This window comes from Cupriavidus sp. Met-2 (assembly GCF_049843575.1).
Classification (GTDB): Bacteria; Pseudomonadota; Gammaproteobacteria; order Burkholderiales; family Burkholderiaceae; genus Cupriavidus; species Cupriavidus metallidurans.
This window is the reverse complement of sequence record NZ_JBBHZL010000009.1, coordinates 99,356-124,994: the sequence shown is the minus strand read 5'-3', so window position 1 is coordinate 124,994 and position 25,639 is coordinate 99,356. Positions and strand designations below refer to the sequence as shown.

26 protein-coding genes are annotated in these 25,639 nt (G+C 65.4%); 17 read left to right on the top strand and 9 right to left on the bottom strand.

The genetic code is table 11. The features are described 5' to 3' along the window. Nucleotides 1–13 precede the first annotated feature (13 nt). Both WD006_RS19425 and WD006_RS19420 read left to right on the top strand, forming a co-directional pair. The gene (locus WD006_RS19425; protein WP_011518324.1) at nt 14–907 is read left to right on the top strand and encodes a MaoC/PaaZ C-terminal domain-containing protein; all 894 of its coding nucleotides are present in this window, start codon (nt 14–16) and stop codon (nt 905–907) included. A 17-nt stretch (nt 908–924) separates the two neighbouring features. Further along, nucleotides 925–2,217: a CaiB/BaiF CoA transferase family protein gene (locus tag WD006_RS19420; protein WP_011518325.1), complete on the top strand. Its 1,293-nt coding sequence runs from the start codon at nt 925–927 to the stop codon at nt 2,215–2,217. A 55-nt stretch (nt 2,218–2,272) separates the two neighbouring features. On the opposite strand, the gene WD006_RS19415 is transcribed toward WD006_RS19420, so the two are convergent. Beyond that, complete coding sequence (locus tag WD006_RS19415; protein WP_029308822.1) at nt 2,273–3,475, bottom strand: CaiB/BaiF CoA transferase family protein; 1,203 nt, start codon at nt 3,473–3,475, stop codon at nt 2,273–2,275. A 90-nt stretch (nt 3,476–3,565) separates the two neighbouring features. Then, on the bottom strand, nt 3,566–4,492 hold the full coding sequence (locus WD006_RS19410; RefSeq protein ID WP_029308823.1) for a LysR family transcriptional regulator: 927 nt from the start codon (nt 4,490–4,492) through the stop codon (nt 3,566–3,568). A 205-nt stretch (nt 4,493–4,697) separates the two neighbouring features. Here WD006_RS19410 and WD006_RS19405 point away from each other — a divergent pair, with 205 nt between their 5' ends. The 3 genes from WD006_RS19405 to WD006_RS19395 are packed head-to-tail and all read left to right on the top strand — an operon-like array spanning nt 4,698 to nt 7,150. After that, nucleotides 4,698–5,681 (top strand): tripartite tricarboxylate transporter substrate binding protein, encoded by a 984-nt coding sequence (locus WD006_RS19405; RefSeq protein ID WP_011518328.1) that lies wholly within the window; start codon nt 4,698–4,700, stop codon nt 5,679–5,681. A 31-nt stretch (nt 5,682–5,712) separates the two neighbouring features. Beyond that, nucleotides 5,713–6,183 (top strand): MaoC family dehydratase, encoded by a 471-nt coding sequence (locus WD006_RS19400; protein WP_008651486.1) that lies wholly within the window; start codon nt 5,713–5,715, stop codon nt 6,181–6,183. Further along, nucleotides 6,173–7,150: a tripartite tricarboxylate transporter substrate binding protein gene (locus tag WD006_RS19395; protein ID WP_029308824.1), complete on the top strand. Its 978-nt coding sequence runs from the start codon at nt 6,173–6,175 to the stop codon at nt 7,148–7,150. Before WD006_RS19400 ends, WD006_RS19395 begins: the two co-directional genes overlap by 11 nt. Nucleotides 7,151–7,164: 14 nt before the next feature. Here the strand turns inward: WD006_RS19395 and WD006_RS19390 are convergent, their stop codons facing one another. From WD006_RS19390 to WD006_RS19375, 4 genes are all read right to left on the bottom strand, one after another. Continuing rightward, on the bottom strand, nt 7,165–7,344 hold the full coding sequence (locus WD006_RS19390; RefSeq protein WP_017511959.1) for a hypothetical protein: 180 nt from the start codon (nt 7,342–7,344) through the stop codon (nt 7,165–7,167). A gap of 216 nt (nt 7,345–7,560) precedes the next feature. Continuing rightward, nucleotides 7,561–8,172: a YcbK family protein gene (locus WD006_RS19385; protein WP_011518330.1), complete on the bottom strand. Its 612-nt coding sequence runs from the start codon at nt 8,170–8,172 to the stop codon at nt 7,561–7,563. Further along, the gene (locus WD006_RS19380; protein WP_035833287.1) at nt 8,169–9,719 is read right to left on the bottom strand and encodes a L,D-transpeptidase family protein; all 1,551 of its coding nucleotides are present in this window, start codon (nt 9,717–9,719) and stop codon (nt 8,169–8,171) included. The genes WD006_RS19385 and WD006_RS19380 overlap by 4 nt, the downstream gene beginning before the upstream one ends. 186 nt (nt 9,720–9,905) lie before the next feature. Beyond that, nucleotides 9,906–10,601 (bottom strand): TetR/AcrR family transcriptional regulator, encoded by a 696-nt coding sequence (locus WD006_RS19375; protein WP_011518332.1) that lies wholly within the window; start codon nt 10,599–10,601, stop codon nt 9,906–9,908. 97 nt (nt 10,602–10,698) lie between these two features. On the opposite strand from WD006_RS19375, the gene WD006_RS19370 reads away from it, so the two are divergent. The 7 genes from WD006_RS19370 (at nt 10,699) to WD006_RS19340 (ending at nt 18,710) form a co-directional block, all read left to right on the top strand. Then, nucleotides 10,699–12,345, top strand: coding sequence for an acyl-CoA dehydrogenase family protein (locus WD006_RS19370; RefSeq protein ID WP_029308826.1), 1,647 nt, complete (start codon nt 10,699–10,701; stop codon nt 12,343–12,345). Between the two features lie 116 nt (nt 12,346–12,461). Further along, nucleotides 12,462–13,967: a class I adenylate-forming enzyme family protein gene (locus WD006_RS19365; protein WP_029308827.1), complete on the top strand. Its 1,506-nt coding sequence runs from the start codon at nt 12,462–12,464 to the stop codon at nt 13,965–13,967. 123 nt (nt 13,968–14,090) lie between these two features. Beyond that, nucleotides 14,091–15,065: a cysteine synthase A gene (locus tag WD006_RS19360; RefSeq protein ID WP_011518335.1), complete on the top strand. Its 975-nt coding sequence runs from the start codon at nt 14,091–14,093 to the stop codon at nt 15,063–15,065. 119 nt (nt 15,066–15,184) lie between these two features. After that, nucleotides 15,185–16,336, top strand: coding sequence for a cytochrome P450 (locus WD006_RS19355; RefSeq protein WP_029308828.1), 1,152 nt, complete (start codon nt 15,185–15,187; stop codon nt 16,334–16,336). Nucleotides 16,337–16,351: 15 nt separating this feature from the next. Beyond that, on the top strand, nt 16,352–16,708 hold the full coding sequence (locus tag WD006_RS19350; protein ID WP_029308829.1) for an antibiotic biosynthesis monooxygenase family protein: 357 nt from the start codon (nt 16,352–16,354) through the stop codon (nt 16,706–16,708). An 18-nt stretch (nt 16,709–16,726) separates the two neighbouring features. Continuing rightward, the gene (locus tag WD006_RS19345; RefSeq protein WP_029308830.1) at nt 16,727–17,482 is read left to right on the top strand and encodes a sulfite exporter TauE/SafE family protein; all 756 of its coding nucleotides are present in this window, start codon (nt 16,727–16,729) and stop codon (nt 17,480–17,482) included. Nucleotides 17,483–17,585: 103 nt separating this feature from the next. Next, a complete protein-coding gene (locus WD006_RS19340; protein ID WP_029308831.1) occupies nt 17,586–18,710 on the top strand; it encodes an extracellular catalytic domain type 1 short-chain-length polyhydroxyalkanoate depolymerase in 1,125 nt (374 codons plus the stop codon). Nucleotides 18,711–18,779: 69 nt separating this feature from the next. On the opposite strand, the gene WD006_RS19335 is transcribed toward WD006_RS19340, so the two are convergent. Both WD006_RS19335 and WD006_RS19330 read right to left on the bottom strand, forming a co-directional pair. Then, the gene (locus WD006_RS19335; RefSeq protein ID WP_011518340.1) at nt 18,780–19,088 is read right to left on the bottom strand and encodes a 2Fe-2S iron-sulfur cluster-binding protein; all 309 of its coding nucleotides are present in this window, start codon (nt 19,086–19,088) and stop codon (nt 18,780–18,782) included. Then, nucleotides 19,085–19,696 (bottom strand): IMPACT family protein, encoded by a 612-nt coding sequence (locus WD006_RS19330; protein ID WP_029308832.1) that lies wholly within the window; start codon nt 19,694–19,696, stop codon nt 19,085–19,087. The genes WD006_RS19335 and WD006_RS19330 overlap by 4 nt, the downstream gene beginning before the upstream one ends. A gap of 198 nt (nt 19,697–19,894) precedes the next feature. On the opposite strand from WD006_RS19330, the gene WD006_RS19325 reads away from it, so the two are divergent. From WD006_RS19325 to WD006_RS19305, 5 genes are all read left to right on the top strand, one after another. Continuing rightward, the gene (locus tag WD006_RS19325; protein WP_029308833.1) at nt 19,895–21,883 is read left to right on the top strand and encodes a PhoX family protein; all 1,989 of its coding nucleotides are present in this window, start codon (nt 19,895–19,897) and stop codon (nt 21,881–21,883) included. Nucleotides 21,884–21,963: 80 nt separating this feature from the next. Next, nucleotides 21,964–22,578 (top strand): DUF938 domain-containing protein, encoded by a 615-nt coding sequence (locus WD006_RS19320; protein WP_029308834.1) that lies wholly within the window; start codon nt 21,964–21,966, stop codon nt 22,576–22,578. 80 nt (nt 22,579–22,658) lie between these two features. After that, nucleotides 22,659–23,249, top strand: coding sequence for an HD domain-containing protein (locus WD006_RS19315; protein ID WP_029308835.1), 591 nt, complete (start codon nt 22,659–22,661; stop codon nt 23,247–23,249). Between the two features lie 171 nt (nt 23,250–23,420). Further along, nucleotides 23,421–23,978, top strand: coding sequence for a hypothetical protein (locus WD006_RS19310; protein ID WP_029308836.1), 558 nt, complete (start codon nt 23,421–23,423; stop codon nt 23,976–23,978). A 20-nt stretch (nt 23,979–23,998) separates the two neighbouring features. Beyond that, nucleotides 23,999–24,685, top strand: coding sequence for an RES domain-containing protein (locus WD006_RS19305; protein WP_227874009.1), 687 nt, complete (start codon nt 23,999–24,001; stop codon nt 24,683–24,685). A 123-nt stretch (nt 24,686–24,808) separates the two neighbouring features. Here the strand turns inward: WD006_RS19305 and WD006_RS19300 are convergent, their stop codons facing one another. Beyond that, complete coding sequence (locus tag WD006_RS19300; protein WP_017511504.1) at nt 24,809–25,573, bottom strand: sulfite exporter TauE/SafE family protein; 765 nt, start codon at nt 25,571–25,573, stop codon at nt 24,809–24,811. Between the last annotated feature and the right edge of the window lie 66 nt (nt 25,574–25,639).

Here is a 25,639-nt window from a genome sequence, read left to right as displayed (position 1 = left end):
ACCAGAGGGAAGGATGCCGATCAGCTACCAGCATCTGCGGAACCGGCCGTTCGCGCCGGTCCGTCAGCACTACACCGCGCGCGACACCATGCTGTACGCGCTGAGCCTGGGCCTGGGCAATGATCCGATGAATGCATCGGCATTGCCCTTTGTCTACGAAGGCGCTGCCAGCGGGCTGCGCGCGCTGCCGTCGCAGGCGGTGGTGCTCGGTTATCCCGGCTTCTGGGCACGCGAGCCAGATACCGGTATCGACTGGGTCAAGCTGCTGCACGGCGAACAGCGGCTGCGGCTGCACCGTCCGCTGCCCGCAGAGGCTGAGGTTGTCGGTCATAACCGCATCACGCACCTGACCGACAAGGGCGCCGGGAAGGGAGCCATCATGGTGACCGAGCGGAAGCTGGAAACCGCACAGGGTGAACTGCTGGCGACCGTCCAGCAGGTGTCGTTCCTGCGTGGCGATGGCGGCTACAGTCAGGCGGACGGTGGGCAACCGAGCGATGATCCACTGCCCGCGCTGCGGCCGACACCTGAAGACAGGGCGCCCGACTTTGTCGATACGCAGCCGACGCGCCCTGAAGCGGCGCTGTTGTATCGCCTGATGGGCGATTTCAATCCGCTGCACGCGGACCCTGCCGTGGCGGCGGCAGCGGGATTCGAGCGGCCGATCCTGCATGGCCTGGCCAGTTACGGCCTTGTTGCGCATGCGCTGCTGCGGCAATGCGCGGGTCACGACCCGGCACGGCTGCGCGCGTTCGATATCCGCTTCGCATCACCGGTGTTTCCGGGCGAAACGCTCGTCACCGAGATCTGGCGCGATCCCGCTCAGCCTAATCAGTTCCAGTTGCGCGCCAAGGTGCTGGAGCGCGACAAGGTCGTGCTCAGCCATGGCTGGGCGGAGATCGCCTGAATATCCAACGAATTACCATGACGACACCCTCCGATTCGACCACCGGCCTGCCGCTGCCGTCCCGGCAGACCGGCGCCCTGAGCCATATCCGCGTGCTGGATCTATCGCGTGTGCTGGCTGGGCCGTGGTGCACGCAGAACCTCGCCGACATGGGCGCGGACGTGATCAAGGTCGAGAAGCCCGGCGCGGGGGATGACACCCGGCACTGGGGGCCTCCGTATCTGCAAGACGAAGATGGGCCCACGAGCCAGGCGAGCTACTTTGCCGCGTGCAATCGCAACAAGCGCTCGGTGACGATCGACATCGCCAAGCCGGAAGGGCAGAAGCTGATCCGTGAACTGGCGATGCAGAGCGACGTGGTCATCGAGAACTACAAGACCGGTGGCCTCAAGCGCTACGGGCTCGACTACGACTCGCTCAGCGCGCTGAATCCGCGCCTGATCTACTGCTCGGTCACGGGTTTCGGTCAGACCGGCCCTTACGCGGCACGTCCCGGCTATGACCTGCTGATCCAGGCCATGAGCGGCCTGATGAGCATCACTGGCCAGGCCGACGGAGAGCCTGGCGCGGGCCCGGTACGCGTGGGCGTCGCCGTGATCGACGTGTTCACGGGCATGTACGCGACCACGGCCATTCTTGGCGCGCTGGAGGCACGGCACTTCACCGGCCGAGGCCAGCATATCGATGTCGCGCTGCTCGACGTTGCCATGGCGGTCCTGGCGAATCAGGGCGCGGGATACCTGAACGCGGGTGTCGTGCCGACCCGCCAGGGCAACACGCACCCGAGCGTCGTGCCGTATCAGGATTTCCCGACGCAGGACGGCGACATGTTGCTTGCCATCGGCAATGACGGCCAGTTCGTGCGCTTCTGCGAAGCCGCCGATGTCGACTGGGCGCGCGACGAGCGGTTCGCTACCAACAGCGCCCGGGTCACACATCGCCGGACGCTGATTCCGATGATGAGCGAGGTCACGCGGACCCGGCCGACCAGCGAATGGATTCGTCTGCTGGAGGCTGCGTCAGTGCCTTGCGGTCCGATCAACGATATCGCCCAGGCATTTGCCGACGAGCATGTCCAGCATCGCGGACTGCGCGTTGAGCAGGAGCGTTACGGGGAGGCAGGATGTCCCCCGTCGGATAGCGTGAACCGGATCTGCAGCACGGCCAGTCCGCTGAGGCTGTCGGAGACGCCCACGACGGTGCGTTACGCGCCACCGGGGCTCGGCCAACATACGGACGAGGTGCTGCGCGACAATCTCAAGCTTGGTTCCGACGAAGTCGCGGACTTGCGCGCCAAGGGCATTTTGTAAAACAAGCCTTAAAAAAACCGGCAGTGCAAGGCACTGCCGGTTTTCTTGCGTGGTGCTAGATCGCCCCTTGCTGGCGTAGCGCTTCCAGTTGCGCCGCGGTGTATCCGAGCTTGCCCAGAATGGCGGCAGTGTGTTCTCCAAGATCCGGCACGTCACCCATGCGCGCTGGCGCGTTCGTCAGCGTGGCGGGCGGCAACAGGGCCTGGATCGATCCGGCTGGCGTCGCAACGTCACGCCAGCGTTGCCGCGCTGCCAGTTGCGGATGGTTCCAGACGTCGTGCATGTCGTTCAGCGGTGCGTTCGCAATGCCGCCCTGATCGAGACGTTCGATCAGTTCGTCGCGCGTCATCCGGTTCAGGTGCTTGCCGATTTCCACGTCCAGCGCCTCGCGATGGTTCACGCGTTCCAGATTCGTCGTGAAGCGCGGGTCGTTCGCCAGGGCCGCATCGTCGAGAACGTTCAGACAGAAGCGCTGCCACTCCCGATCGTTCTGCAGTCCGAAGATCACGCTGCCGCCGTCGCCGGTGCGATAGTGGCCGTACGGCGCAATCGAGGGATGCGCCAGGCCATGCCGGGCGGGCGGCGTGCCGCCATAGTGCGCGAAGTTCAGCGGATACGACATCCACTCGCCAAGCGCTTCCAGCATGGTGACTTCCACGCGCTCGCCCACGCCGGTGCGGGCACGCAGCAGCAGCGCCGAGAGAATGCCCGAGTAGGCGTACATGCCGGCCGCGATGTCGGCGATCGAGATCCCGGCGCGCGACGGCGCGTCCTCGCCGCCGGTGACCGATATCAGGCCAGCCGCCGCCTGGATCAGCAGGTCGTAGGCCTTCTTGTCGCGATATGGGCCGTGGTCGCCATAGCCCGAAATGTCGCACACGATCAGCTTTGGAAAGCGGGTGTGCAGCGCGTCGAAGCCTAGCCCGAGCCGGTCGGCGGCGCCGGGCGCGAGGTTCTGGATCAACACGTCAGCCTCGCCAAGCAATTGCTGAAGGATGTCTGCCGCGTCGGGATGCTTCAGATCGAGCGACAGGCTTTCCTTGCCCCGGTTGGCCCAGACGAAGAACGACGACATGCCGTGGACAGTCTGATCGTAGCCGCGCGCGAAGTCACCGACACCAGGGCGTTCGATCTTGATGACGCGCGCGCCAAGATCGGCAAGCTGACGACTGGCGAACGGGGCGGCGACGGCATGTTCCAGCGCGACGACGGTGACGCCTTCCAGGGGAAGAACTGCAGGGGGCACGGCTGGCTCCATTAGGCGTGGGACGCACGGCGTCCGGGATGGCCGAGTATGGAGTGACGTGTGTGACGAAGCCAGTCGATATTTCCTTACACGGCTTCAAGCTCATCTAACGCAGGGTGGTGGCAGGGCGGCGGCAGGGAATGACTCGCTGGATTCCGTCAGAAAGCGAATGAACGCACGCGTGTAGTCCGGCAAGCTCTGAAGGCTGCGCGCGACCACGCGCTGCTCGCGCATGGCCCAGGGTTCGTCCAGCACCACGCCCTCGACGAGCCCTTGCGCGATGGCCGGTGCCGCCACGGAACGCGGTACCAGTGCGATGCCGGCGCCCTCCTGCACGCAGCGGATCACGGCCGGAAAATTCGGCGCATGCACGCGCACATGCGGGACGATGCCTGCGCGCGTTGCCATATCCTGCAGATAGAGGAAATTGCTGCTCTTGCTGCCGATCGATACGAGTTCGTGGCGCAACGCCTGGACCAGCGAGACGCTATCGCGCATGCCCAGCGGATGACGTGGCGGCACCACGAACAGTAGCTCGTCTGCGCCATAGAGGATGGAGTCGAGGCCATGCAGGTCGATGGCGCCTGCCACCAGCCCGATATCGGCGCGTTGCTCCTGCACCGCGCGAACGCTGTCCGCGCTCAGGTGCTCCTCGAGGTCGACATTGACGTTGGGATAGGCCGCCAGGAAGCGGCTGAGGGCCACGGGCAGGTTGCACATGGTGCTGCTGTTCGCGTAAACGCGAATGTGCCCTTCGATGCCATCGGTGTGGCGCCGCATGCCGATCTGCAACTGCTCCACATTGTCCAGAATCGTCCTGGCGTGCTGCAGCATGGTTTCGCCGGCCGCCGTCAGGACCATGCCCTTCTGCGTGCGATTGAACAGCGGCACGCCGACGGTCTGCTCCAGATTCTTCAGCCGATAGCTGGCGGAGGGCGCAGTCAGATGCATGTCGGAAGCACCCATCGTCAGGCTTCCCGCCTCGGCAATGGCCACGAAGACCCGAAGGTCGGTTAACTCAAATCGCAAGGTCGTCTCCTGTTGCCACGGCGCCGGTCGGTGCCGAGGGGCCAGGGGCGCTTCAGGCATCGCGGTTCGAATTCTTCTAAGGGGACTCAGTACTTTTCGACTGGCCCGAGCCGCGCTGTCGATTCTATAGTGATCGCTCGCGCCGTGGCATGGCGACATTGCAAAGACGTTACCGGTCACCACAGAACCGGACGGAGACAACCTCATGATTCCATCGCTTTACCGGCTCGGCGCAGCGCTGATCTGCGCCGGGGCGCTCCTGGCCACCGCAACGCCGGCAGCGGCTGACGCTGGCTATCCCGCGAAGCCAATCCGCCTGGTGGTGCCCTACGCCGCGGGTGGCCCCACCGATACGTTCGCGCGGGCGCTGGTAGCGGGCTGGAGCCGGCAATTGAAAGCCCAGATCGTGATCGAGAACCGGACCGGTGCGGGCACGCTGGTCGGTACCGAGTACGTGTCGAAGGCGACCCCGGACGGTTATACGCTGCTGCTGACCACGGTGGCGCACGCGGTCAACCCCAGCATCCATGACGCACTGCCGTATCGCACCATCGAGGACTTCGCCCCGGTGGGGCTGGCCGCGCGCGCGCCACTGGTGCTGGTGGTCAACAAGAAGCTGCCGGTGGGGAACCTGAAGGAGTTCATCGCTTATCTGAAGGCGCATCCTGGCCAGGTCAACTACAGCTCTGCCGGGGTGGGCAGCGCGCCGCATCTCGGTGCGGAATTGCTCAACTACATGAGCGACACGAAGACCGTTCACGTGCCGTATCGCGGCAGCGCGCCGGCCATGGCTGACCTGATCGGCGGCCACGTGGCTTTCATGTTCGATAGCGCGCCGACCGGGCTGGCCCAGGTCCGTGCCGGTACCGTGAAGCTTCTCGCCACCACGATGGCTGCGCGCTTGCCGCAGACGCCCGACGCGCCGGCGGTGGCCGAGGTTGTGCCCGGCTACGAGGCCTACACCTGGAATGCCGTGTTTGCGCCGGCCAACACGCCGCCGGAGGTTATCCGCAAGCTGACGGACACGCTGGGCGCAACGCTCAAGGAGCCCGCGCTGCAGGCCAAGGCCGTCGATCTCGGGCTGCAGCTGGAACCGAATCCAACACCGCAGGCGCTCGCGCAGTTCGTGCGCGCGGAGATCGCCAAGTGGAAGCCCGTGGCAGTCGCCGCCAACATGAAGGCCGACTGACGTCGCGCCGCAGGAAAAGGAAGACCGAACGATGATCAGACACGAACTCTGCGCCCAGCGCTATTTCGAGGATTTCGAAGTCGGGGAGCGGATGAACCTGCCCTCACGGACGATGACCGATGCGCTGTTCGCCGCGTTTCAGCTGGCCAGCGGCGACAACCATCCCGTGCACTATGACGTGGAGTACTGCCGCGCGCATGGCATGCCCCATATGCTGGCGCATGGTTTCCAGGTGCTGATCCAGACCGCGGCGGGCGCCGGCTTGTTTCCGCATATGGTCGAGGAATCGCTGAAGGGGTTTATCGAGCAGAGCAGCCGCTTTCTGGCGCCGGTCTATGTCGGAGACACGCTGTATTGCAGCCTGACGGTCAGCGAGCTGATTCCGGGCCGCACCACCGGCGTGCTGGTGATGCAATCCGAGATCCGTAACCAGAACGACGTGCGCGTCATGGAAGGCACGCAGAAGTACCTGTTGCGCAAGCGGGTGCCGGATGCGCGCTAGCACCCGATCCACCCGATTCATTCGGCCCATCGCCCTGCTCGCGCTCGCCTTGTGCGTGAGCGCCGTGTCGGCGGAAGACAAGTTCCCGTCGGGCCCGGTCACGCTGATCGTCCCTTACGCACCGGGCGGCACGACCGACGTCGTTGCACGTCAGTACGCCGTGGCGTTGCAGACGGCGCTAGGGCAATCGGTGGTAGTGGAGAACCGGCCCGGCGTGTCGGGAACGCTGGGCGCCCAGGCATTGCTGCGGGCGAAGCCCGATGGATACACGCTCGCCATGATTCCGGCCACGGTATTCCGCCAGCCGTTCATCCAGAAGACGGCTTACGATCCGGCGAGCGACTTCACATACCTCGCGCGGATATCGGGCTATACGTTTGGCATCGTGGTGCGTGCGGACTCGCCCTGGCAATCCTGGGCTGACTTCCTGAAATCGGCGCGTGCGGAGCCCGGCAAGTATTCATATGGCTCGCCGGGGCAGTTCAGCACGCCGCATGTCACGATGCTCGAGATCGGCGCGAAGACGGGCATCTCGCTGAATGCGATTCCATACAAGAGCGATGCCGAGTGCATACCCGCGCTGCTTGGCGGTCACGTGTCGATGTGCGCGGCGGGCAGTTCTGCCGGGACGCTGGTCGACAGCGGCAAGCTGAGATGGCTGAACCTCTGGACCGAGCGTCGTTCCACGCGCTGGCCCGATGTGCCAACGTTGCGCGAACTCGGGCTGGATATCGTATCGGCGTCCCCCTACGGCATTGCGGGGCCGAAGGGCATGAAGGAGCCGGTTGTGCGGGTACTGGAAGACGCGCTGCACAAAGCGGCGATCGATCCGGTTCACCTCGCGGCGCTGAAGCGGCAGGACCAGGCGCTCATGTACATGGATGGCGCCGCCTACAAGCGTTTCGTGGCGGAGCAGATCTCGGTTGAGCGGGCGATGGTCCAGCGTCTGGGGCTAAAGGCGGACTAGCCCCCGGCGGCGGTTCAGCGGTCCTGCTGCGCGGGCTTGAACGCCTCGCCTACGACGCGGGCGTTGTCGAGGTACAGATCCCAGCCGCCGGCCCAGTAGCTGCCCCACCACGACGACTTGTCCTGGTTGTTGGAAGGGGTCTTGTTGAGGGCTGCGCCGTAGGGCAGGAAGACGGTTTCGACTTGCGTGGACATGGTCTGGGCGCCAGATGGCGTGGTCAGGTTGGTCGGTCCCTTGGTTATCCTTGGTGGATTCCCTTATAGGGTTTTCCCGAAGTGTAGCAAGACCACTACCATTCACGCCATGGGACCGATGGGCATACCGCCCATCAAGGCCGTATGATGAGACGCTTAGGGCATATTGAGGGCTGGCTGCCGCCAGCCCTGGCCCTGGCGTTTCATCCGGGCGCCTTATCCCCAGTGCCGCACACGGCCGGTATCGACGTGCACGAAATCCTCTTGCTGGTAGAACCCGACGCCGCCAATCTTCAGCGAGGTGGCTGCATCGCGCAGATCGGCCAGCGATACGCCGGGCAGCCGGATATCGATAGCCATGCCGTCCATATGCAGGCTGTGCTTGGCCACGCCGCCGCCACGCGTGTTGCGCAGGCGGGTGTTGGTGGCCGGGCTGCGATAGCCGGAAATGACCTGGAACGGGGTGTCTGTCTCAAGCTCCCGTCGCAACGAGAAAAGCAGGCCGAAAAGCTGGGGGTCGATTGCGCCGACCGAGCCCGAATAGTGATCCCGCAGGAAGCGGTTCAACGCCAGCTGTGCCTGTGGCAGCACTTCGCTACCCATCGCATAGACCAGCGAGATGTTCTCGCCCGTGTGCGTGTGATGGAACGATAGCGAGCGGGCATTCGGCGGGTTGCCGGGGCCGCTGTCAGGTGTGTTCTCAGGTGTGTTGTCCGGCGTATTGGCCCGTGCCACGCCGGTGGAGAGCGCTGCAATGCCGGTGCCGAGGATCAGGCCGCTGGCGCGGTGCAGAAAGCGGCGGCGCGGGGGAGTCTTCGATTGCGTCATGGTGTGGTCTGCGCGAGCTTGCCGGCGCGTGCGGTGGCCGGCGGGTTGCGCTGCCGCAGCGCCTGCTCCAGCAGCTTGTCCTGTCCGTAGATATCAGGCAGAAAATATACCCGTCCATCGGCCCTGGCAATGGCGGTGCCGTACGCCAATACAACAGGCAAAGGCTGCTTCAACGCAATTGTGTTGGACTTTCCCTTGCTCATCGCCTGCCGGATCCGCTCCTCGGTCCACTCGGGCATGTCCTGCAGCACGAACTTCGCCAACTGCACCGGCTCCTCCACGCGGATGCAGCCGTGGCTGAAATCGCGGCGGCCGCGCTGGAACAATTGCGGGGTCGGTGTGTGGTGCAGATAGATGTTCTGATTGTTCGGGAAGACGAACTTGATGTCCCCCAGCGCGTTCAGCGGGCCGGGCCGTTGCCGGATGCGCATCTGGCCATGCAGCACCGCATCGAGATTCGCCGACGACAGCGTGGTAATCGCCTGGCCACCCGAGACGAATTCGAAGCCCTGTCGCGTGAAATACCCCGGGTCGCGCCGCGATTTCGGCACCACTTCGCTGCGCGCGATGGATGGCGGCACGTTCCAGTACGGGCTGAACTCGATATAGCGCATGTCCTCGCGGAACATCGGCGTGCGGGTGTTGAGCGCCTTGCCGACGATGACCTTCATCTCCAGCTTGATGTCCAGCTTTCCGTCGACGTAATCATAGGCGCGCAGCATGAACTCGGGAATGTTGACGACGATGACGCGGGGGCCTGCCGTCAACGGTGTCCAGCGCAGGCGCTCCATCGTCAGCGCGATCTGCTTCACGCGTTCGGACGGTGTTGTGTTGAGTTGCGCCAGCGTGCCTTGTCCGATGACGCCGTCGGCATCTAGACCATGCCGCTTCTGGAATGACTCGACCGCGGTCACCAGCGCGCCTTCGTACTTTTTCGGAACCGGCGTGCCTTGGGGCAGATCGCCCAATGCCTCCAGGCGCTGCGCCATTTGCGCAAGCCCGTCATAGGGCTGCCCGATGGCCAGCTTGTTGCCCGGTGGCGTCGGCAGCGGGGTGTTCCAGAGCGGCTGGGTGGCCAGGGCCCGATAGCGGCTCAGCGCGTCGCGCAGCGTCGGATACAGCGGGAACGATGGCGCCGCCTCGTGAATCGCCGCGGGCAGCCGGTTCGCGGCGACGGCGGCGTGCAGATAGCTGTCGGGGTCGAACGGTGTTTCGTCCGCTACCGAGAAGTTCACGTGGATCTGGCGCGGGTCGATCCGCCCCTTGTGCAGGTCCGACAGGTACTGGCGCATCGCCACAGTCAGCGCATTGTCCACCCGATCCAACGACTCCGGAGCCAGGGCCGTGCCGGAGTCGGCCTGCGCGATGGCCCGCTTGAGGCCGTCCGCGTCGTAATCTCGGGGTTCCAGCCCATCCGCGCCCGCATCCGCCAGCGCGGCCACGGCCTGCTGCGCGGCTTGCGTCGGGCGTCCATTGGCAAACCACAGTGGCTGCGCCCAGGCGGACGTCGCGGCGCCGATGAACCAGGCGCATAACGCGGCTCGCATCCATGTCCGTTTCCGGCGTGGGTGGGGTGTCGAGGGACGGGTCGAGATAACAGCGGTGGCGGTCATCGGCATTCCGGAAGTTTGAGAGAGAGGCTCACGATGGCATCGTATCCGAAGACGAAGGTCGGCTCGCGGGCGCGCTTGATCTGGCGCGATCTAGCGCAATCTATTCGGCCTGCCAGATGTTCAGCCGGGCTCGAAGCGGTGCATCCGGTAAGCCAGCGGCGCTTGAATCGACAGGTAACCATGGACCGCATTGCCCACCGCGCGTCGCAGCGCCACGGCATCGACGGGACGCGTCGCGGTCATCAGGGTTTGCGATACCAGGCTGTACGTCATCGCATGAACGGCAAAGGCAGTGGGGCCTAGCGGCGCGTCGGTGGGCCATTCCGGTCCGCCGGACAGCGTTTCCATCCAGAGCTGCACGAACTCCGCGTACATGTTCCGGAACGCCTCGATGCCGGACACCTTGCGCTCGACCACGAACAGCGCCGCCCAGTGTTCGGGTTCGGCCAGCGGCGCGGCCGACTGGGCGTCGATCAGGGCATCCACCCGGGCGGGCAGGGGCTCGGTGCGGTGGGCGTCGATGCTCGCGCGCATCGTGGCCGCGATGGCCTTGACGCGAAGATGGATGCAGACCGCCGCCAGCGCGTCCTTGCAGGAAAAATACTCGTAAAAGCTGCCAATGCCGACCCCGGCCAATCCGATCACCTGACGGATCGAGATGCGGTCATAAGGCTTTTCGGCCAGAAGCTGGAAGAACGCGTCGCGGATGGCGTCGGCCGTGGCGCGGGCTCGCGATTGCGCTGGCTTGCGGCGTCGGGCGCCGGACGGGCTCGGCGGATTTGGGGCGGTGGGAGCTTTGGGGCGCGCTGCTTTCATGTCTGAGAAACCCGAACACCTTGCGGTGGACGGATTCTTATACTGGTTGTCGACAAGACCGGCTTGACTGACGAGCCGGCGCAACGGAGACATGCCCATGGAATGGAGCACGCACGAGGTCACCAACGTGGTGACGGAACTGCAGGATTATAACGTCTACACCACCGATCTTCCCTTGCAGGAGGCGGTGCGCCGCGCGGGGGCGGGCGCCCACGAAGCCGAGCTGACCGCCTACGGCGCGCGGCTTGGCAGCGCCGAGACGATCCGCATGGCCGAGGAGGCCAACCACTTCAAGCCCGAGTTGCATACGTTCGACCGCCAGGGCCGCCGTATCGACCGTGTGGAGTTTCACCCGAGCTGGCACGGCGTCATGCGCATGGCGCGCGAGCAGAACCTCGTGGCACAGCCGTTCGCCGATCCGCGTCCCGGCGCATGGGCTGCCTATGCGGCCGGATTCTCGATGCACGGGCAGATCGAGGCGGGCTCGCAGTGCCCGAACTCGATGACTTTTGCGTGCATTCCAGTATTGCAACGCGAACCCGAATTGTTCGCAGCGCTCGCGCCGAAGCTCTATTCGCGTACGTACGATGCGCGGGACATCCCGCTGGAACAGAAGGATTCGATCCTGGTCGGCATGGGCATGACGGAGAAGCAGGGTGGCTCCGACGTGCGGGCCAACACCACGCGCGCTGAACCGCTGCGTGGCGAGGGGCGCGGCGGCGAGTATCTGATCACAGGCCACAAGTGGTTCTTCTCGGCGCCGATGTGCGACGCGCACCTCGTGGTGGCCCGCACGGAAAGCGGCCCGGCCTGCTTCTACGTGCCGCGCTACCGGCCCGATGGCACCAAGAACGCAGTGCAGATCCAGCGGCTGAAGGACAAGGTGGGCAATCGTTCCAACTCCAGCAGCGAGGTGGAATTCCGAGGTGCCTGGGGGCGCATGATCGGCGAGGAAGGCCGTGGTATTCCGACCATCATCGAAATGGCCACTTTCACGCGCCTGAACTGCGTGATGGGCAGTACCGGCCTGATTCGCCAGTGCCTGGTCCAGGCGTTGCACCATACCCGCCACCGTAGCGCGTTCGGCAAGACGCTGATCGACCAGCCGCTGATGCGCAACGTGCTGGCCGACATGGCGCTCGAGTCTGAAGCGGCCACGCTGATGATGATGCGGCTGACCGAGGCCTTCGCGCTGGCCGATGAGGATCCGCTGCAGCGTGCCTACAAGCGCATCGTCACGCCGGCGGCCAAGTTCTGGCTGGCCAAGCGCAGCGTGGAACTGTCTGGCGAGGCCATGGAGGTCTTTGGCGGCAACGGCTATATGGATGAAGGCCCGATGGGCCGCCTGTATCGCGAAACACCGGTGATTTCGATCTGGGAAGGATCGGGCAATGTGATGGCGCTGGACATGATGCGTGCCATCAGCCGGGAACCGCAGGCCATGCAGGCGTTGCTGGAAGACCTGGCGCCATTCTGCCGCCAGGACGCGCGTCTGAGCGATGCGGCCACGATGCTGGTCGCGGGGCTGCGGACCCAGGGAGAGGCGACGGAATGGCTTGCGCGCCGCCATGCGCAGCTTCTGGTGCTGCTGGTGCAGGCCCGTCTGCTCGGCGAACATGCGCCGGCGGCGGTGGCCGATGCGTTCATCGCCAGCCGGTTCGACGCGCAATGGGGCCGCGTGTTCGGCATGCTGCCGGATGGCGTAGCGCACGCCGCGATCCTGGATCGCGCCTGGACGCAGTAAGACGCCGCAAGGCCAGCGCAAGGCCAGCACAAGGCCAGCACAAGGCCAGCGCAAGGCCAGCACAAGGCCAGCACAAGGCCGGCAGAACATACAAAAGAGAAAGTGGAGACGCCCCAATGAACATCGTTGCCTTGCTGGATAGCAACGTACGCAAGCATCCGGACAAGCCGTTCCTGCGGTATGCCGGACAGTCGATCACCTATGCGGAATTCGATGCGTTGTCGCGCGGCGCGGCCATCGTGCTTGCCGACCACGGCGTTGGCGCGGGCGACCGCGTGGCCGTGCTGTGCTTCAACACGCCGGGTATGGTGGCGGCGATGTTCGGGGCGTGGCGGCTTGGCGCGGTGGCGGTGCCGGTCAACCACAAACTGCAGACACCGGAGGTCGACTACATCCTCGAACATGCAGGCGTGAAGGTGTGTGTGTTCGACGGCAGCCTGGCTTCCGTGGTCTCTCGCCTGCAGACGCCAGTGAAGCTGTTGGCCACCAGCACCGATGCGGCCGGGTTCGATTCGTTCGACGCGCAATTGCCGGCGGCCGGCACCTACAATGCGCTGCCGCCGGCCGACGACGCCATCGCCCAGATTCTCTACACGTCCGGCACCACGGGCCGGCCCAAGGGCTGCGTGCTGACCCATCGGGCCGTGTGCATGGCAGGAATGACCGCCGCGCTGGCGTTGTCGATGCAGCGCGACGAGCGCACGTTGATGGCGATGCCGCTCTGGCACTCGTCGCCGCTTAACAACTGGATGCTTGGCACGCTGTACGTCGGCGGCACCGTCATCCTGCTGCGCGAGTACCACCCGCTGCATTTCCTGCAGACCGCGCAGGACGAGCGCGCCACGCTGTACTTCGGCGCGCCAGTGTCGTACCTGCTGCCGCTGCAGATGAAGATCGACGTCACCGCGTTCGATCTGGGGTCGGTCCGCGCATGGATCTATGGTGGCGGCCCGATCGGCGCGGACACCGCCCGCCAGCTTGCGCAGCTTTATCGCAGCGATCGCTTCTATCAGGTCTTCGGCATGACCGAGACCGGACCGTCCGGCACCGTGCTGTACCCGGAGGAACAGGTCGCCAAGGCTGGCTCGATTGGCCGCGTGGCCACGCCGGGTCTGGACATGCGTGTGGTGCGCACGGGCGGTGCCGATGCTGGCCCCGGCGAGATTGGCGAAATCTGGATCAAGGCCGACTCCAATATGCTGGGCTACCTCGATAACGAAGCCGCCACGCGTGAAGTCATGCGCGACGGTTGGTATCGCAGCGGCGATCTGGCCCGCCTGGACGCCGACGGCTTCCTGTTCGTGGTGGATCGCACCAAGGACATGATCATTACCGGTGGCGAGAACGTCTACTCGAAGGAAGTCGAGGACGTACTGGGGGCGCACCCCGATGTCCAGGACGTTGCGGTGATCGGCCGGCCACACGACCAGTGGGGCGAGACCGTGGTAGCTGTGCTGGTGCCCAGGCCCGGCACGCAGCCGGACCCGGAGGGCATCAAGGCCTTCGCCGCCGAGCGGCTGGCGCGCTACAAGGTGCCGCGCGAGTTCCTGATTCGCGACACACTGCCACGTACCCCCACGGGCAAGCTGATGAAGCACGTGCTGCGCGCGGACTTCACGTAGCGGCGCTGGCCGACGATTGTGCGCCGGACGATGCTTCCGGCCCGCAATCCGCGCCATCCGTATGCCCGGACTAAGCTGTAGCTGTAGGAATGAGCGGCACAGTTCGGGCATGCGGGAGGTGCGATGGCAACGCGGAACGGTTTTATCGGCGCAGTCGGCAACACGCCGTTGATCAGGCTCGGCAAGCTCAGCGCGGAAACGGGCTGCGAGATCCTCGGCAAGGCCGAGTTCCTGAACCCGGGTGGCTCGGTCAAGGACCGCGCCGCCTTGTACATCATTGCTGACGCCGAGCGGCGCGGCACGCTGAAGCCTGGCGGCACCGTGGTGGAAGGCACGGCCGGCAACACCGGCATCGGCCTGGCGCATATCTGCGCCGCGCGTGGCTATCGCTGCGTGATCGTGATTCCGGAGACCCAGTCGAAAGAGAAGATGGACTTGCTGCGCGTGCTCGGTGCCGAAGTACGCACCGTGCCGGCGGTACCCTACGCCGACCCCAATAACTATCAGAAGGTGGCAGGGCGCCTGGCGCAGGAACTCGACAACGCGATCTGGGCGAACCAGTTCGACAACACGGTCAACCGGCAGGCCCACTACGAGACCACGGGGCCGGAGATCTGGCGAGATACCGACGGCAAGATCGATGCTTTCGTCTGCGCCACTGGCACAGGCGGGACGCTCGCGGGCGTTGCCCGCTTTCTCAAGGCGCAGAACCCGGCGGTGCGAACGGTGCTGGCCGATCCACATGGCAGTGGTCTGTACAGCTTCGTGAAGACCGGGCAGATCCGGGCCGAAGGTAATTCGATTACCGAGGGGATCGGGTCAAGCCGCATCACTGCGAATCTCGCGGACACACCAATCGACGATGCGGTGCGCATCGATGACCAGCGTTGCGTGACGATGGTCTACCGGCTGCTGCGCGAGGAAGGGCTGTACGTGGGTGGGTCGACGGGCATCAATGTGGCGGCCGCGGTGCAGATCGCGCAGGATCTGGGGCCGGGTCACACCATCGTGACGCTACTGTGCGATCGTGGCAGCTTGTATTCGGCGCGGCTGTTCAACGCCGAATGGCTGGCGCAAAAGGGGCTGGTGGCTGGCTAGCCGCGCTTGGTGGTGCCTCGGTGGTGCCTTAGTGGTGCAATCGACATTTCGCGTTGTCGTGAAACATCCAGTGCGATGGCGAACCATACTGGGTGGCATCTACCAGATGCGAGCAGGTCATGCCCCCCAACGCTTCCCTTGCCCCCGCCGATCCGATTGCAGCCGTCACGCACGCCGATCCTTATCCTTACTATCGTGACCTCGCGAGCACTCGCCCGTTCTACTTCGATCCAGCACTGAAGCTGTGGGTCGCCGCCAGCGCGGCGGCCGTCGCGGAAGTGCTGGACCATGCCGATGGCCGCGTGCGGCCAGCCGCACAGCCCGTTCCGCCGTCGCTCGCCGGATCTGCCGCAGGTGACCTGTTCGGGCGGCTGATCCGTATGAATGACGGCGTGGCCCATGCCCCGCTGAAGGCAATCGTGGCGCGGCAGATGGCGGCGCTGGATCTGTCCGATGCACGCAGTCGGGCCCGCGCGCTGGCAGCGGCATTGCCCCGCGTGGACCACGACGACGCACACGAAGCCAATCGCTGGATGTTCACGTTGCCGGTGCTCGCCATCGCCGATCTGCTGGGCCTTCCGCTTGAGCGCGACACGGACGGTCACGTCTCGACGCGGGTGGCCGGCTTTGTTGCCACCTTTGCCGCGGCCATGTCACCGCTGGCATCCCCGGCGGATGTCGAGGCTGGCGTTGCTGCCGCGCAATGGCTGACGCGCCTGGCGCAAACCGCCGAAGCTCGCGAAACGGCAGACATCGGCGTGCTGGCCGCGCTGGCGCAGGCGGGGGGTGACAGCAAGATGGATCCGGCCACGCTGACGGCAAACGCGATCGGCCTGATGATCCAGTCGTGCGAAGCGACTGCCGGGCTGATCGGCAACACGCTCGTTTATCTCGGCAGATCTGACTGGCAAGGGGCCGATATCGCAGCGAGCGTAGATCGGGTGGCAAGGATCGATCCACCCGTGCAGAACACGCGCCGTTTCATGGCAGCGGATGCGATGTTGTGCGGCCAGCAGGTCAAGGAGGGCGATGCGGTGCTGGTATTGCTGGCCGCGGCGGCGCATGATCCTTCCTCCGCCGCGGAGGAGCGCGCGTGGACCTTTGGTGCGGGGCGGCACGGTTGCCCAGGCGATGCGCTGGCTCGCGTGCTGGCCACGTGCACGGTCGATGCGCTGCTCGCGCGCGACATACACCCGGACCGGCTTGCTGCCGGCGTGCGCTACCGGCCATCCGTCAATGCGCGCATTCCCAGCTTTTCATCCAACAACTAAATGGAGCCCCCAACCATGATCGCCATCATCTTTGAAGTCGAGCCCGCGCCAGGGCGCCAGGACGCCTACCTCGACATCGCCGCGCATCTGAAATCGACGCTGGAAACCATTGATGGATTCATCTCGGTGGAGCGGTTCCAGAGCCTGACCACACCGGGCAAGCTGCTCTCGCTGTCGTTCTTCCGGGACGAGGCAGCCGTGATCGCCTGGCGCAACACGCTCGACCACCGCAAGGCACAGGCGGCCGGGCGCGGCGGCGTGTTTGCCAACTATCGGTTGCGCGTGGCGCAGGTGATACGCGACTACGGCATGAACGAACGCGACGAAGCGCCGGCCGACAGCCGCGCGGTGCACGACGCAGCGCAACCCTGATCCCCGGAGCCAATGCGAATGACGTCGTTCGATATCGGGCAGGAGATTGCATTCATCGGCCTGACATTCCTGTTGGCCGGCTTCGTGAAGGGGGTGGTCGGGCTGGGCTTGCCGACAGTGGCGGTGGGCCTGCTGGGGCTGGTCATGCCGCCTGCCCAGGCCGCCGCGCTACTGGTGGCGCCTTCGATGGTGACCAATGTGGTCCAGTTATTCAGCGGACCGCGATTCGGCCTGTTACTGCAGCGCCTCTGGCCGATGCTCGTGGCGATCTGCGCGGGCACGTGGATCTGCGCGGCGCTGGTGCCGGCCCGGGTTCTCGGGCATGCCACCAACGCATTGGGCGTGGCGCTGGTGCTCTACGCGATCGTCGGGCTGGCCGCCGTGAGGCTGCACGTTCCGCCGCGCGCGGAAGGCTGGCTGGCGCCGCTGATCGGACTGGTGACCGGCGCCATCACGGCGGTGACGGGTGTATTCGTGATTCCGGCCGTGCCTTACCTGCAGGGGCTTGGGCTGGACAAGGAAAGCATGGTCCAGGCGCTGGGGCTGTCGTTCACCGTGTCTACCATTGCGCTGGCTGTCAGCCTGGCGCTGGACGGCGCGCTGTTGCACACGCCGGTACTGGGGGCCTCGGCGCTGGCGCTGGCTCCCGCGCTCGGCGGCATGTTCTTCGGGCAGTGGCTGCGCCACCGGATTAGCGCGGAGCGCTTCCGTCGCCTGTTTTTCTGCGGTCTGTTGTTGCTTGGCGTCGATCTGGCGCTACGCGGGGCATTCTGACCCCATCCGCCGAGGATTCCTGACATATTCGCCTGCCATACTAGCCCCCAGATCGCGGCGCTAGCATGGCCTTGCCGCACCGGACACGAAAGGGCGATGCGGTATGAAGCGGCGCGCGGGCGGTACCAGGCTGTTGGCAACGTTGGGCAAGCAGGCGGCGCGGAGCGCGCGCCGGCTGCAGCGCACCGTGGCGCAGGCAGTGACGAATCCGGTGCTGCGCGTGGCCAGGCAGCAGGGCCAGGCGGTCAGCAAGGCCATGGGGCGTGCCGTTGGCAAGGCCGCGCGTCAGGCCTTCACAGGGGTAGTGACTCCGGCCCCAACCCCGGTCAGCAAGGGCGGCGGTATCTGGGAGGAGGGGCTGTGGGGCTTCAGCCTCGGTATCGGCAGCATGGCGCAGCGCCGCTATCGCGTGTTTGTGCCGCCCGGTGTCAGCGCGGCGCGGCCGGCGCCGCTGCTGGTGTTGCTGCACGGCTGCGGCCAGGATGCCGCCAGCTTTGCGGCCTGCGCCCGCGTGGCCACCGTGGCGCGCGACGCGCGCTGGGTGGTGCTGATGCCGGAGCAATCGCTGCAAGGCAACGCCCAGCGCTGCTGGAACTGGTTCCGGCCCGCTGAGCGCGGGGCATCGGAGGCGGCGCTGCTGATGTCGATGGTCGATCATGCGTGCCGGCGCTACGCGGTTCTGGCCGACCGGGTTTGCGCGTTCGGTTTGTCTGCTGGCGGCGCCATGGCGCTGATGCTGGGTCTGCGCTATCCCGATCGCTTTGCCGCCGTGGGTTCGCATTCCGGTGCCGCGCCGCTCAGTGCCAGCAACGCGTCGCAGGCGTCACGCGCGATGCGCGGGGAGCGGGCGCCTGACATCGATGCGGCGCGGTTGCTGCTGGCCGGACGTCGGCCTCCGCCGCTGCTGCTGATGCATGGCGACGAGGATGCGGTAGTGTCCTACGACAACGCCACGGCTACGGCTGCCATGTGGCTCGACCTCGTCCCACATGGCGTGCATGCACCTGCCCCGTTGCCGCCAAAGCGCGTGCGCCGCGGCACGCGCAGGGAGATGGACGTGCTCGACTGGCAGAGCGGGGCGCGCCCGTACCTGCGGCTGGTGAAGGTGGAGGGTCTGCGTCACGCCTGGAGCGGTGGCGCGCCGGGGCAGGCGTTCGCCGACCCCGCCGGCCCCGATGCACTCAAGATCGCGCTACGGTTCTTTTCGGTGAACGGTCGTCACGATTGAGTGTGGGTAGCGCGCGGATCGAGTGCAGATAGAGCGTGGGCAGGGCTTGGCCCGTAGATGATGGCGCGATCAGGCCGCGCCAACGGGTTCGAACACGACGTCGCTGGTCGGACACGCCACGCAGGGCAGGATGTAGCCATCCTCCTTTTCGTCGAGGCTCAGGCCTGGCCATTCCACGCGGTAACGCACGCTGCCCGCGTGGAGTTTGCTGATGCAGGCGCGGCAAGTGCCATTGCGACACGAACTGGGCAGCGACACGCCTTCGAGCAGCGCCGCCTCGAGCAGACTCAGCGAAGCCGGCGCGGCAAACCGTGTATTTGCGGGCAGGACGCACGCCGTGTATTCGGTGTCGTCGAATGTGTTCCCGTCGCCAGTCATGCCTGCTCTTCGGTATCCGGGAATCGGGCTCGGCCGTGCGTGGCGTCGCGCAGCGTGGCAATCGCGCCATCGCGCAGCGTGGCGGGCAGGCGGATCAGCAGCGTCGCCAACGCGTCATATCGGGTGTCGACCAGCGTGCAGCCTTCGGCGGCCGACAACTCCAGCCAGCGTCGCACGCGCGATTCGTCGGCATAGTCGACCTCGATGGCAAACGTGGTGTACGCAATGCGTTCGATACGCTCGGCGTCCTTGAGCGCGCCGGCGATGGCGTCGGTATAGGCCCGCACGAGGCCGCCCGCGCCCAGCTTGACGCCGCCGTAGTACCGCACCACGGCCGCCAGCACGCCATCGAGGTCGTGATGGCGAAGAACTTCGAGGATCGGCCGGCCTGCCGTGCCAGAAGGCTCGCCATCGTCTGACATGCCAGATTGTCCGCCCGCCAGCAGCGCCCAGCACACATGGGTGGCGGTGGGATGCTGCGCCCGCAGATCCTGAATCACGGCCATCGCCGCATCACGGTCAGCCACCGGCACGGCCAGTGCGATAAAGCGGCTCTTGCGGATCTCGATGTCGGCGTGAACTGGGGCGGCAAGCGTGTAGGTAGGCAAGACGGGGAAATGCAGTGGTCGCTGGGCAGGAGGCGAGTGTAGCGCAGGCCGACCGGCGGCCACGGAAACCGGGTCGCGTGACAGCTTGCTGACCGTCAAAAAACTGTCATGCTGGGTGCTTATCATCCGCCACGGGGCGTTCCGTCCACATTGCCCCGGCGCCCGATTCGCATACCTATCCACCCACATAGAACCATCATGTCCGACCAACCCCTCGCTGCCCGCCGCCGTGCCCTGAAAATCCTTGGTGGAGCCCCGATGCTCCCGATCGGCGCGGCCGCCGCGAGTCTTGCGGGTGGGATGACCGCGATGGAGGCCGCGTTCGCCGCCGCGCCCCGGCGCAAAGCTGGCGCGGCCTTTACCTCGGCAACGTTCACGGGCATGGCCGCGCCGTCGCTCGACAATCCGGCGACGATGGCCACGACGACGGTTGGCTCGTCGATCAAGGTGTCTTACAGCGATGACAGCACGCAGGAATATGCGCTGGCATACCAGCCCTTCTTCGTCACCGGCGACATGCTGCCCGATGGCAAGGGCGGCAAGGTGCTGGCGGGCGGTTACTACGATATCCATAACCGCGCGATCATGGACACCTCGGTGCCCGGCAAGACGCGCCAGTTCTTCTCGGATTGCCCGGACGGCAGCTCGCTGCTGACCGTGCGCGGTGCGCGCGTGCCCGGCGTGAAGGGCAATACGGTGTTCGCCGTGGTGCAGTTCGAATACACCACGCGCGACCAGGCCAACGGTGACATGTACGGCATGCTGCCGTCGCCGATCGCCGTCATCACGCTCGACCAGGACCCGAAGACCGGCAAGCTCACCCCGGTGCGCTATCACAACGTGGATACGTCGGCGGTGAACGGTCTGTGGATCACCTGCGGCGCGAGCCTGTCGCCGTGGAACACGCACCTGTCGAGCGAGGAGTACGAGCCGGACGCGGTCAAGGCCGCCACCGACAAGCGTCTGCGTGGCTTCAGCCAGAACCTGTATGGCGACGCAGACCGCGCCAACCCCTACCACTACGGCCATCTCCCCGAAGTCACCGTGCACGCCGACGGCACGGGTTCGATCCGCAAGCATTACTGCCTGGGCCGCATCTCGCACGAACTCGTGCAGGTGATGCCGGACGAACGCACCGTACTGATGGGCGACGACGCCACCAATGGCGGCCTGTTCATGTTCATCGCCGATCGTCCGCGCGATCTGTCGTCGGGCAAGCTCTATGTGGCCAAGTGGCACCAGACTTCCGGCACGGGGCCGGGCGCGGCCACGCTGTCGTGGATCGCGCTGGGCAGCGCGACGAGCGAGGAGATCCGCAAGCTGGTGGACAGTGGCATCAAGGTCTCCGACATCATGGACGTCAAGACCAAGGACCCGGCTGATAGCGCTTACACGCGCATCCTGATCGATGGCAAGCCGAACTGGGTGAAGGTCGCGCCGGGCCAGGAGAAGGCGGCGGCGTTCCTGGAGACTCATCGTTACGCGGCGCTCGTGGGTGGCAGCCTGGGCTTCACCAAGATGGAAGGCACCACGGTCAATATCGCGGACCGCAAGGCGTACTCGGCGATCTCGCGTATCGAATCGAGCATGTTGGCCGGCAACGCGGCGAATGCGGGCGATATCCGCGTGGAAGGTCCCTACTCGGGCGCTGTGTACGAACTGAACCTGCGTGGCGCCCAGACTGACCATGCCGGCGCGCGCATCGACAGCGAATGGGTGCCCGTCGACATGGCACCGGTGCCGGCACTGGTGTCCGAAGACTTCGGCGGCGGACCCAGGAAGGCGCAGGATGCGCTCGGCAACTTCGCCAACCCCGACAAGGTGGCCACGCCGGACAACCTCAAGTTCTCGGAGTCGCTGCGCACGCTGTTCGTTGGCGAAGACAGCAACACGCACGTCAACAACTTCCTGTGGGCGTACAACGTCGACACGAAGCAGCTGTCGCGCTTGCTGTCGTGCCCGGCCGGCGCGGAATCGACCGGACTGCACGCGGTGGACGAGATCAATGGCTGGACGTACATCATGAGCAACTTCCAGCATCCTGGCGACTGGGAAGCGGGGCTGCATGACAAGGTCAAGGCACAGCTCGACCCGCTGATCCGCGCCAACTACAAGGACCGGTTTGGCGCGGCGGTGGGCTACCTGACGGCCACGCCGGCAGCGATCCGCCTCGGCAAGCGGGCCTGACGCCGCGTTCCGCCCGGTCCTGCTACCCTGTGGGCTGCGCGCCCGGCATCCGACCGGGTGGCAGCCCCACGAGGAACCCCATGACCGCTGATCCGACCGCGCGCCGCATGGCGCCCGCCACCGACCGCAACCGCGAGCCGATCCTGGCCGTGCTGCGCAACGTACTGCCGCGATCGGGCACGGTACTGGAAATCGCCAGCGGCACCGGGCAGCACGCCGTGCATTTTGCGGCGGCGCTTCCGGGTTTGACGTGGCAGCCGAGCGATCTGGATGCGACGCACCGCGAGTCGATTGCCGCCTGGACCGAACATACGCAGGTCCAGAACGTTCTCCCACCCCTTGCCATTGACGTCCGCCAGGAGCCGTGGGGCATCGATGCCGTGGACGCCATCGTCTGCATCAACATGATCCACATCGCGCCCTGGGCCGCGGCCGAGGCGCTGTTCGAGGGCGCGGGCAGACGACTGGCACCGGGCGGCGTGCTGTACCTCTATGGCCCCTACCGCCGCGAAGGCGCGCATACGGCACCAAGCAACGAGGCGTTCGACCGTCAGTTGCACTCGGCCGATCCGGACTGGGGCGTGCGCGACATGGAAGCCGTGATCGCACTCGGCACGGCGCACGGCCTGACGTGCGATGCCCCGATTCAGATGCCGGCCAACAACTTCAGCCTGGTGTTTCGCAAGCAGGCGTGAGCGACGGCCGGCGCACTGCCCCGCGCGGCCGGGGCGGGCTGCTAAACTTCACCGCGAAACACTGTCCATCTGCATTCAACGTGAACCTGTCCAACCTGGAACGCCAGCTTTCCTTCCTCCGGGAAATCGACCTGTTGAAGAGCGTCGTCCGGATGACGCCGCTTATCAATCAGTCACGCCGTGAGAACAGCGCGGAGCATTCGTGGCACCTGGCCATGTATGCCCTCGTCCTGTCGGAACATGCGGCGGCACCTGTCGACGCCCTGCGCGTGGTGAAGATGCTGCTTATCCACGACATCGTGGAAATCGACGCAGGCGATGTGCCGTTTCACGACCCGGCGGCAAGAGCCGGTCAGGCGGCGCTGGAGGAACAGGCGGCAGAACGGATCTTCTCGCTGCTGCCGGCCGCGCAGGCAGCGGAGTTCCGGAGCCTGTGGTCCGAGTTCGAAGCGGGAGAAAGCGACGACGCACGGTTTGCGAAATCGCTGGACCGTCTGCAGCCGTTACTCCACAACGCAGCGACCGGAGGTGGTAGCTGGGTGGAGTGCGACGTCACGGAAGAACAGGCCATGGCACGTTACGGCCCGCCGATCGAGCGCGGCTCGCCAGCGCTTTGGGAAGAAGCGTCGAGGCTTGTCCGCGAGCATTTTCAGAAGCCTCGGGAAGGGTGACGTGGGTGGGTGTACACCGCGGGTGCCAGGTGTACCTACGCAGGGTGAGGGGCGGTAGCCACACAATGCTGTGAATTCGTGTCGGATTGCGCTTTCGCCGTTGCAGTGATTGAGCCGTGTCGAGCCATTCCATAAGCTGTCCTCGTCACGTCACTGCACCGGAGGTTCAGCATGTATCTCGATCCCATGGCAGGCTTGCAGCCGCTGCCAACAGCCTATACACCCAGCGGGTTGCGCCAAGGCAGCCGTCCCGGCCATCTGCCATTTTTGGATTCCCCGTGTGCTGTGCTCGGGTCCAGCCGGCTGCCGATTGGTCATCTGACGGTTGCGGAGGTTTCGGCGCAGGGCCTCGTGAACCTGACGCCTTGCGAACTGCATCGCGCCATCGAGGCGGGCCACTTCTACGCCGAGGGCTACGATCCCGCCGGAATGCCCACAATACTTCCGGCCTGGCAGTTCGTGCCGCCCGCGCCGAGCCTGATCATGCCGATCATCATGGCGCTCCGCAACGAGCCGTCAGGTGAAGATCCCTTTTTCTGGATGATCGCCTACGAAGAGTTGAATGATCTCACTCCGGCTGAAGTGCTATGCGGAAGGCTGCTTTGTACCCGAGGGTCGGTGTCGATCGGGCAGGTGCATCATTTGCGACGGTCCGATGCCGAACGGCAGGCAACGGTCATGGCGGCACTAGAGCTGCTCCCTTCCCGGTTGCTGCGAGCCGGCCCGTGAGGTGCGATCTGGAGTTGTCCTTGGGCGCTACCGATATGCCGGCAGACGTCGCGGCACAGATGCCGCCGCGTGGGTTGGTCATGGATGCGATGGCCTCGAGCGTTTGCACGCTGAGCCGTGGGACGTTGCTGACCAGAGCCGCCTGGAACGCGGCGACGGCGCTGCCTGACTTCGTGACGCATACCCACCGATGGGGGCCGCCGGTCAGTTGCAGGCAGGCAGCAGGCCGCTTTCCTTTCCATTGGCTGTATGTCGCGGAAGATGCCTACACCGCGATATGGGAGGGCCGATTTTGCGAGAAGGTCGAGAGATATCCGGGCGCGTTCAGACTCAACGAGGCTGCCAGTGACGGCCTCCTGGTTACCATGCGGCTGAAGTCGGATCTGAATTTCCTCGAGATTGGTGGGACGACAGCCGCCAGACTCGGGATCTATGATCGGTTGTCAGACTCAGACTACCAATGGTGCAGGCATTTCGGTCTGGAGATGCACCATGTTCTCGAAGCGCTTTTCAATCGGACAGGTGCGATTGGCATTCGCTATCCATCAAGGCGCCTTCGCAACCATGCCGCACCCGCAGTTCATTCCCGTCATCTTGGCAGGTGGAGAGAATCGGTAACGATCGATGCGGCACGTTTCGGCGACTTGCCCATATACGGTGAGCTTCTCGACGATCCGTGTCGACTGACTGAGGCGCTATCAAAATGAAGCGAAGCGGTGCTGGCTAGACGCGCGGCCGCAGACAGTACAAGTAGTATGGCAAGGCCGCGCAACGACGCCAGAATCATTTTGATGGCGCCTCTAAGGCGCGCTAGGCTGCACCAGTGCGACTCACCCCCGCACTAGCATCACCACCGCCGTCGCAATCAAGCACAGCGCGAACGCCGCGCGCAGTTTGCGTTCTGGCATACGGTGGGCAAGGGCCACGCCCCACGAGATCGTCAGCATGCCGCCCAGCGAGAGCGGGATGCCGCTGTACCAGTCAACGTGGCCGGCGTTGGCATAGGTGAACAGCGCGACAACCGCGCCAGGGGTGACCAGTGCCAGTGCCAGGCCCTGCGCGGCGGCCTGGCGCATTCCGAACAGCCCCACAAGCGCGGGGGCGGCTACCACGCCACCGCCGACGCTGAAGAATCCGGAGAACGCGCCGCCGACCACGCCCACGGCGGGAATCCACGAGGGAGACAGGCGTGCCTGCGGTTGTGTGGTGGCGCGGCCCGGCAGGAGTCGCCACAGGAAGTACAGCGCCAGGCCAATCATGAAAACGGCGAAGATGCGGCGTAGCAGTGCCGCGTCGATCGACGTGGCGAACTTTGCCGAAGCGTAAGTGGCAAGCACCGCGGACAAGCCAAGCACGATAGCTGTCTTCAGCTCGATATCGGCGCGCTTGCGGTATTGCCAGAATCCGATCAGCACGTTCGGCGCGATCATCACCAGCGAGGTGCCCTGTGCGAGCTGCTGGTCCATGCCATAGAGCAGGCCAAGGGCCGGGATCGCGATCAGGCCGCCGCCGATGCCAAACAGGCCGCCCACGCCGCCGAGGAGTCCCCCGAGTCCAAAGATGAGCAGGGCGGACAGCAGCGAATGGTCGGGCATGGTGAATCGGGGGCGGGGTTGCGAGAAACGGCCTTCAGAAAAGGCAAGTCCGCGATCATACGCGGA

Excerpts from the sequence above, each read along its gene's own strand:
- WD006_RS19395 (WP_029308824.1), top strand. The coding sequence starts at position 6,173 with ATGCGCGCTAGCACCCGATCCACCCGATTCATTCGGCCCATCGCCCTG.
- WD006_RS19425 (WP_011518324.1), top strand. The coding sequence starts at position 14 with ATGCCGATCAGCTACCAGCATCTGCGGAACCGGCCGTTCGCGCCGGTC.
- WD006_RS19350 (WP_029308829.1), top strand. The coding sequence starts at position 16,352 with ATGATCGCCATCATCTTTGAAGTCGAGCCCGCGCCAGGGCGCCAGGAC.
- WD006_RS19415 (WP_029308822.1), bottom strand. The coding sequence starts at position 3,475 with ATGGAGCCAGCCGTGCCCCCTGCAGTTCTTCCCCTGGAAGGCGTCACC.
- WD006_RS19355 (WP_029308828.1), top strand. The coding sequence starts at position 15,185 with ATGCCCCCCAACGCTTCCCTTGCCCCCGCCGATCCGATTGCAGCCGTC.
- WD006_RS19370 (WP_029308826.1), top strand. The coding sequence starts at position 10,699 with ATGGAATGGAGCACGCACGAGGTCACCAACGTGGTGACGGAACTGCAG.
- WD006_RS19390 (WP_017511959.1), bottom strand. The coding sequence starts at position 7,344 with ATGTCCACGCAAGTCGAAACCGTCTTCCTGCCCTACGGCGCAGCCCTC.
- WD006_RS19340 (WP_029308831.1), top strand. The coding sequence starts at position 17,586 with ATGAAGCGGCGCGCGGGCGGTACCAGGCTGTTGGCAACGTTGGGCAAG.
- WD006_RS19360 (WP_011518335.1), top strand. The coding sequence starts at position 14,091 with ATGGCAACGCGGAACGGTTTTATCGGCGCAGTCGGCAACACGCCGTTG.
- WD006_RS19385 (WP_011518330.1), bottom strand. The coding sequence starts at position 8,172 with ATGACGCAATCGAAGACTCCCCCGCGCCGCCGCTTTCTGCACCGCGCC.
- WD006_RS19310 (WP_029308836.1), top strand. The coding sequence starts at position 23,421 with ATGTATCTCGATCCCATGGCAGGCTTGCAGCCGCTGCCAACAGCCTAT.
- WD006_RS19405 (WP_011518328.1), top strand. The coding sequence starts at position 4,698 with ATGATTCCATCGCTTTACCGGCTCGGCGCAGCGCTGATCTGCGCCGGG.
- WD006_RS19320 (WP_029308834.1), top strand. The coding sequence starts at position 21,964 with ATGACCGCTGATCCGACCGCGCGCCGCATGGCGCCCGCCACCGACCGC.
- WD006_RS19335 (WP_011518340.1), bottom strand. The coding sequence starts at position 19,088 with ATGACTGGCGACGGGAACACATTCGACGACACCGAATACACGGCGTGC.
- WD006_RS19325 (WP_029308833.1), top strand. The coding sequence starts at position 19,895 with ATGTCCGACCAACCCCTCGCTGCCCGCCGCCGTGCCCTGAAAATCCTT.
- WD006_RS19400 (WP_008651486.1), top strand. The coding sequence starts at position 5,713 with ATGATCAGACACGAACTCTGCGCCCAGCGCTATTTCGAGGATTTCGAA.
- WD006_RS19420 (WP_011518325.1), top strand. The coding sequence starts at position 925 with ATGACGACACCCTCCGATTCGACCACCGGCCTGCCGCTGCCGTCCCGG.
- WD006_RS19345 (WP_029308830.1), top strand. The coding sequence starts at position 16,727 with ATGACGTCGTTCGATATCGGGCAGGAGATTGCATTCATCGGCCTGACA.
- WD006_RS19365 (WP_029308827.1), top strand. The coding sequence starts at position 12,462 with ATGAACATCGTTGCCTTGCTGGATAGCAACGTACGCAAGCATCCGGAC.
- WD006_RS19300 (WP_017511504.1), bottom strand. The coding sequence starts at position 25,573 with ATGCCCGACCATTCGCTGCTGTCCGCCCTGCTCATCTTTGGACTCGGG.
- WD006_RS19375 (WP_011518332.1), bottom strand. The coding sequence starts at position 10,601 with ATGAAAGCAGCGCGCCCCAAAGCTCCCACCGCCCCAAATCCGCCGAGC.
- WD006_RS19380 (WP_035833287.1), bottom strand. The coding sequence starts at position 9,719 with ATGCGAGCCGCGTTATGCGCCTGGTTCATCGGCGCCGCGACGTCCGCC.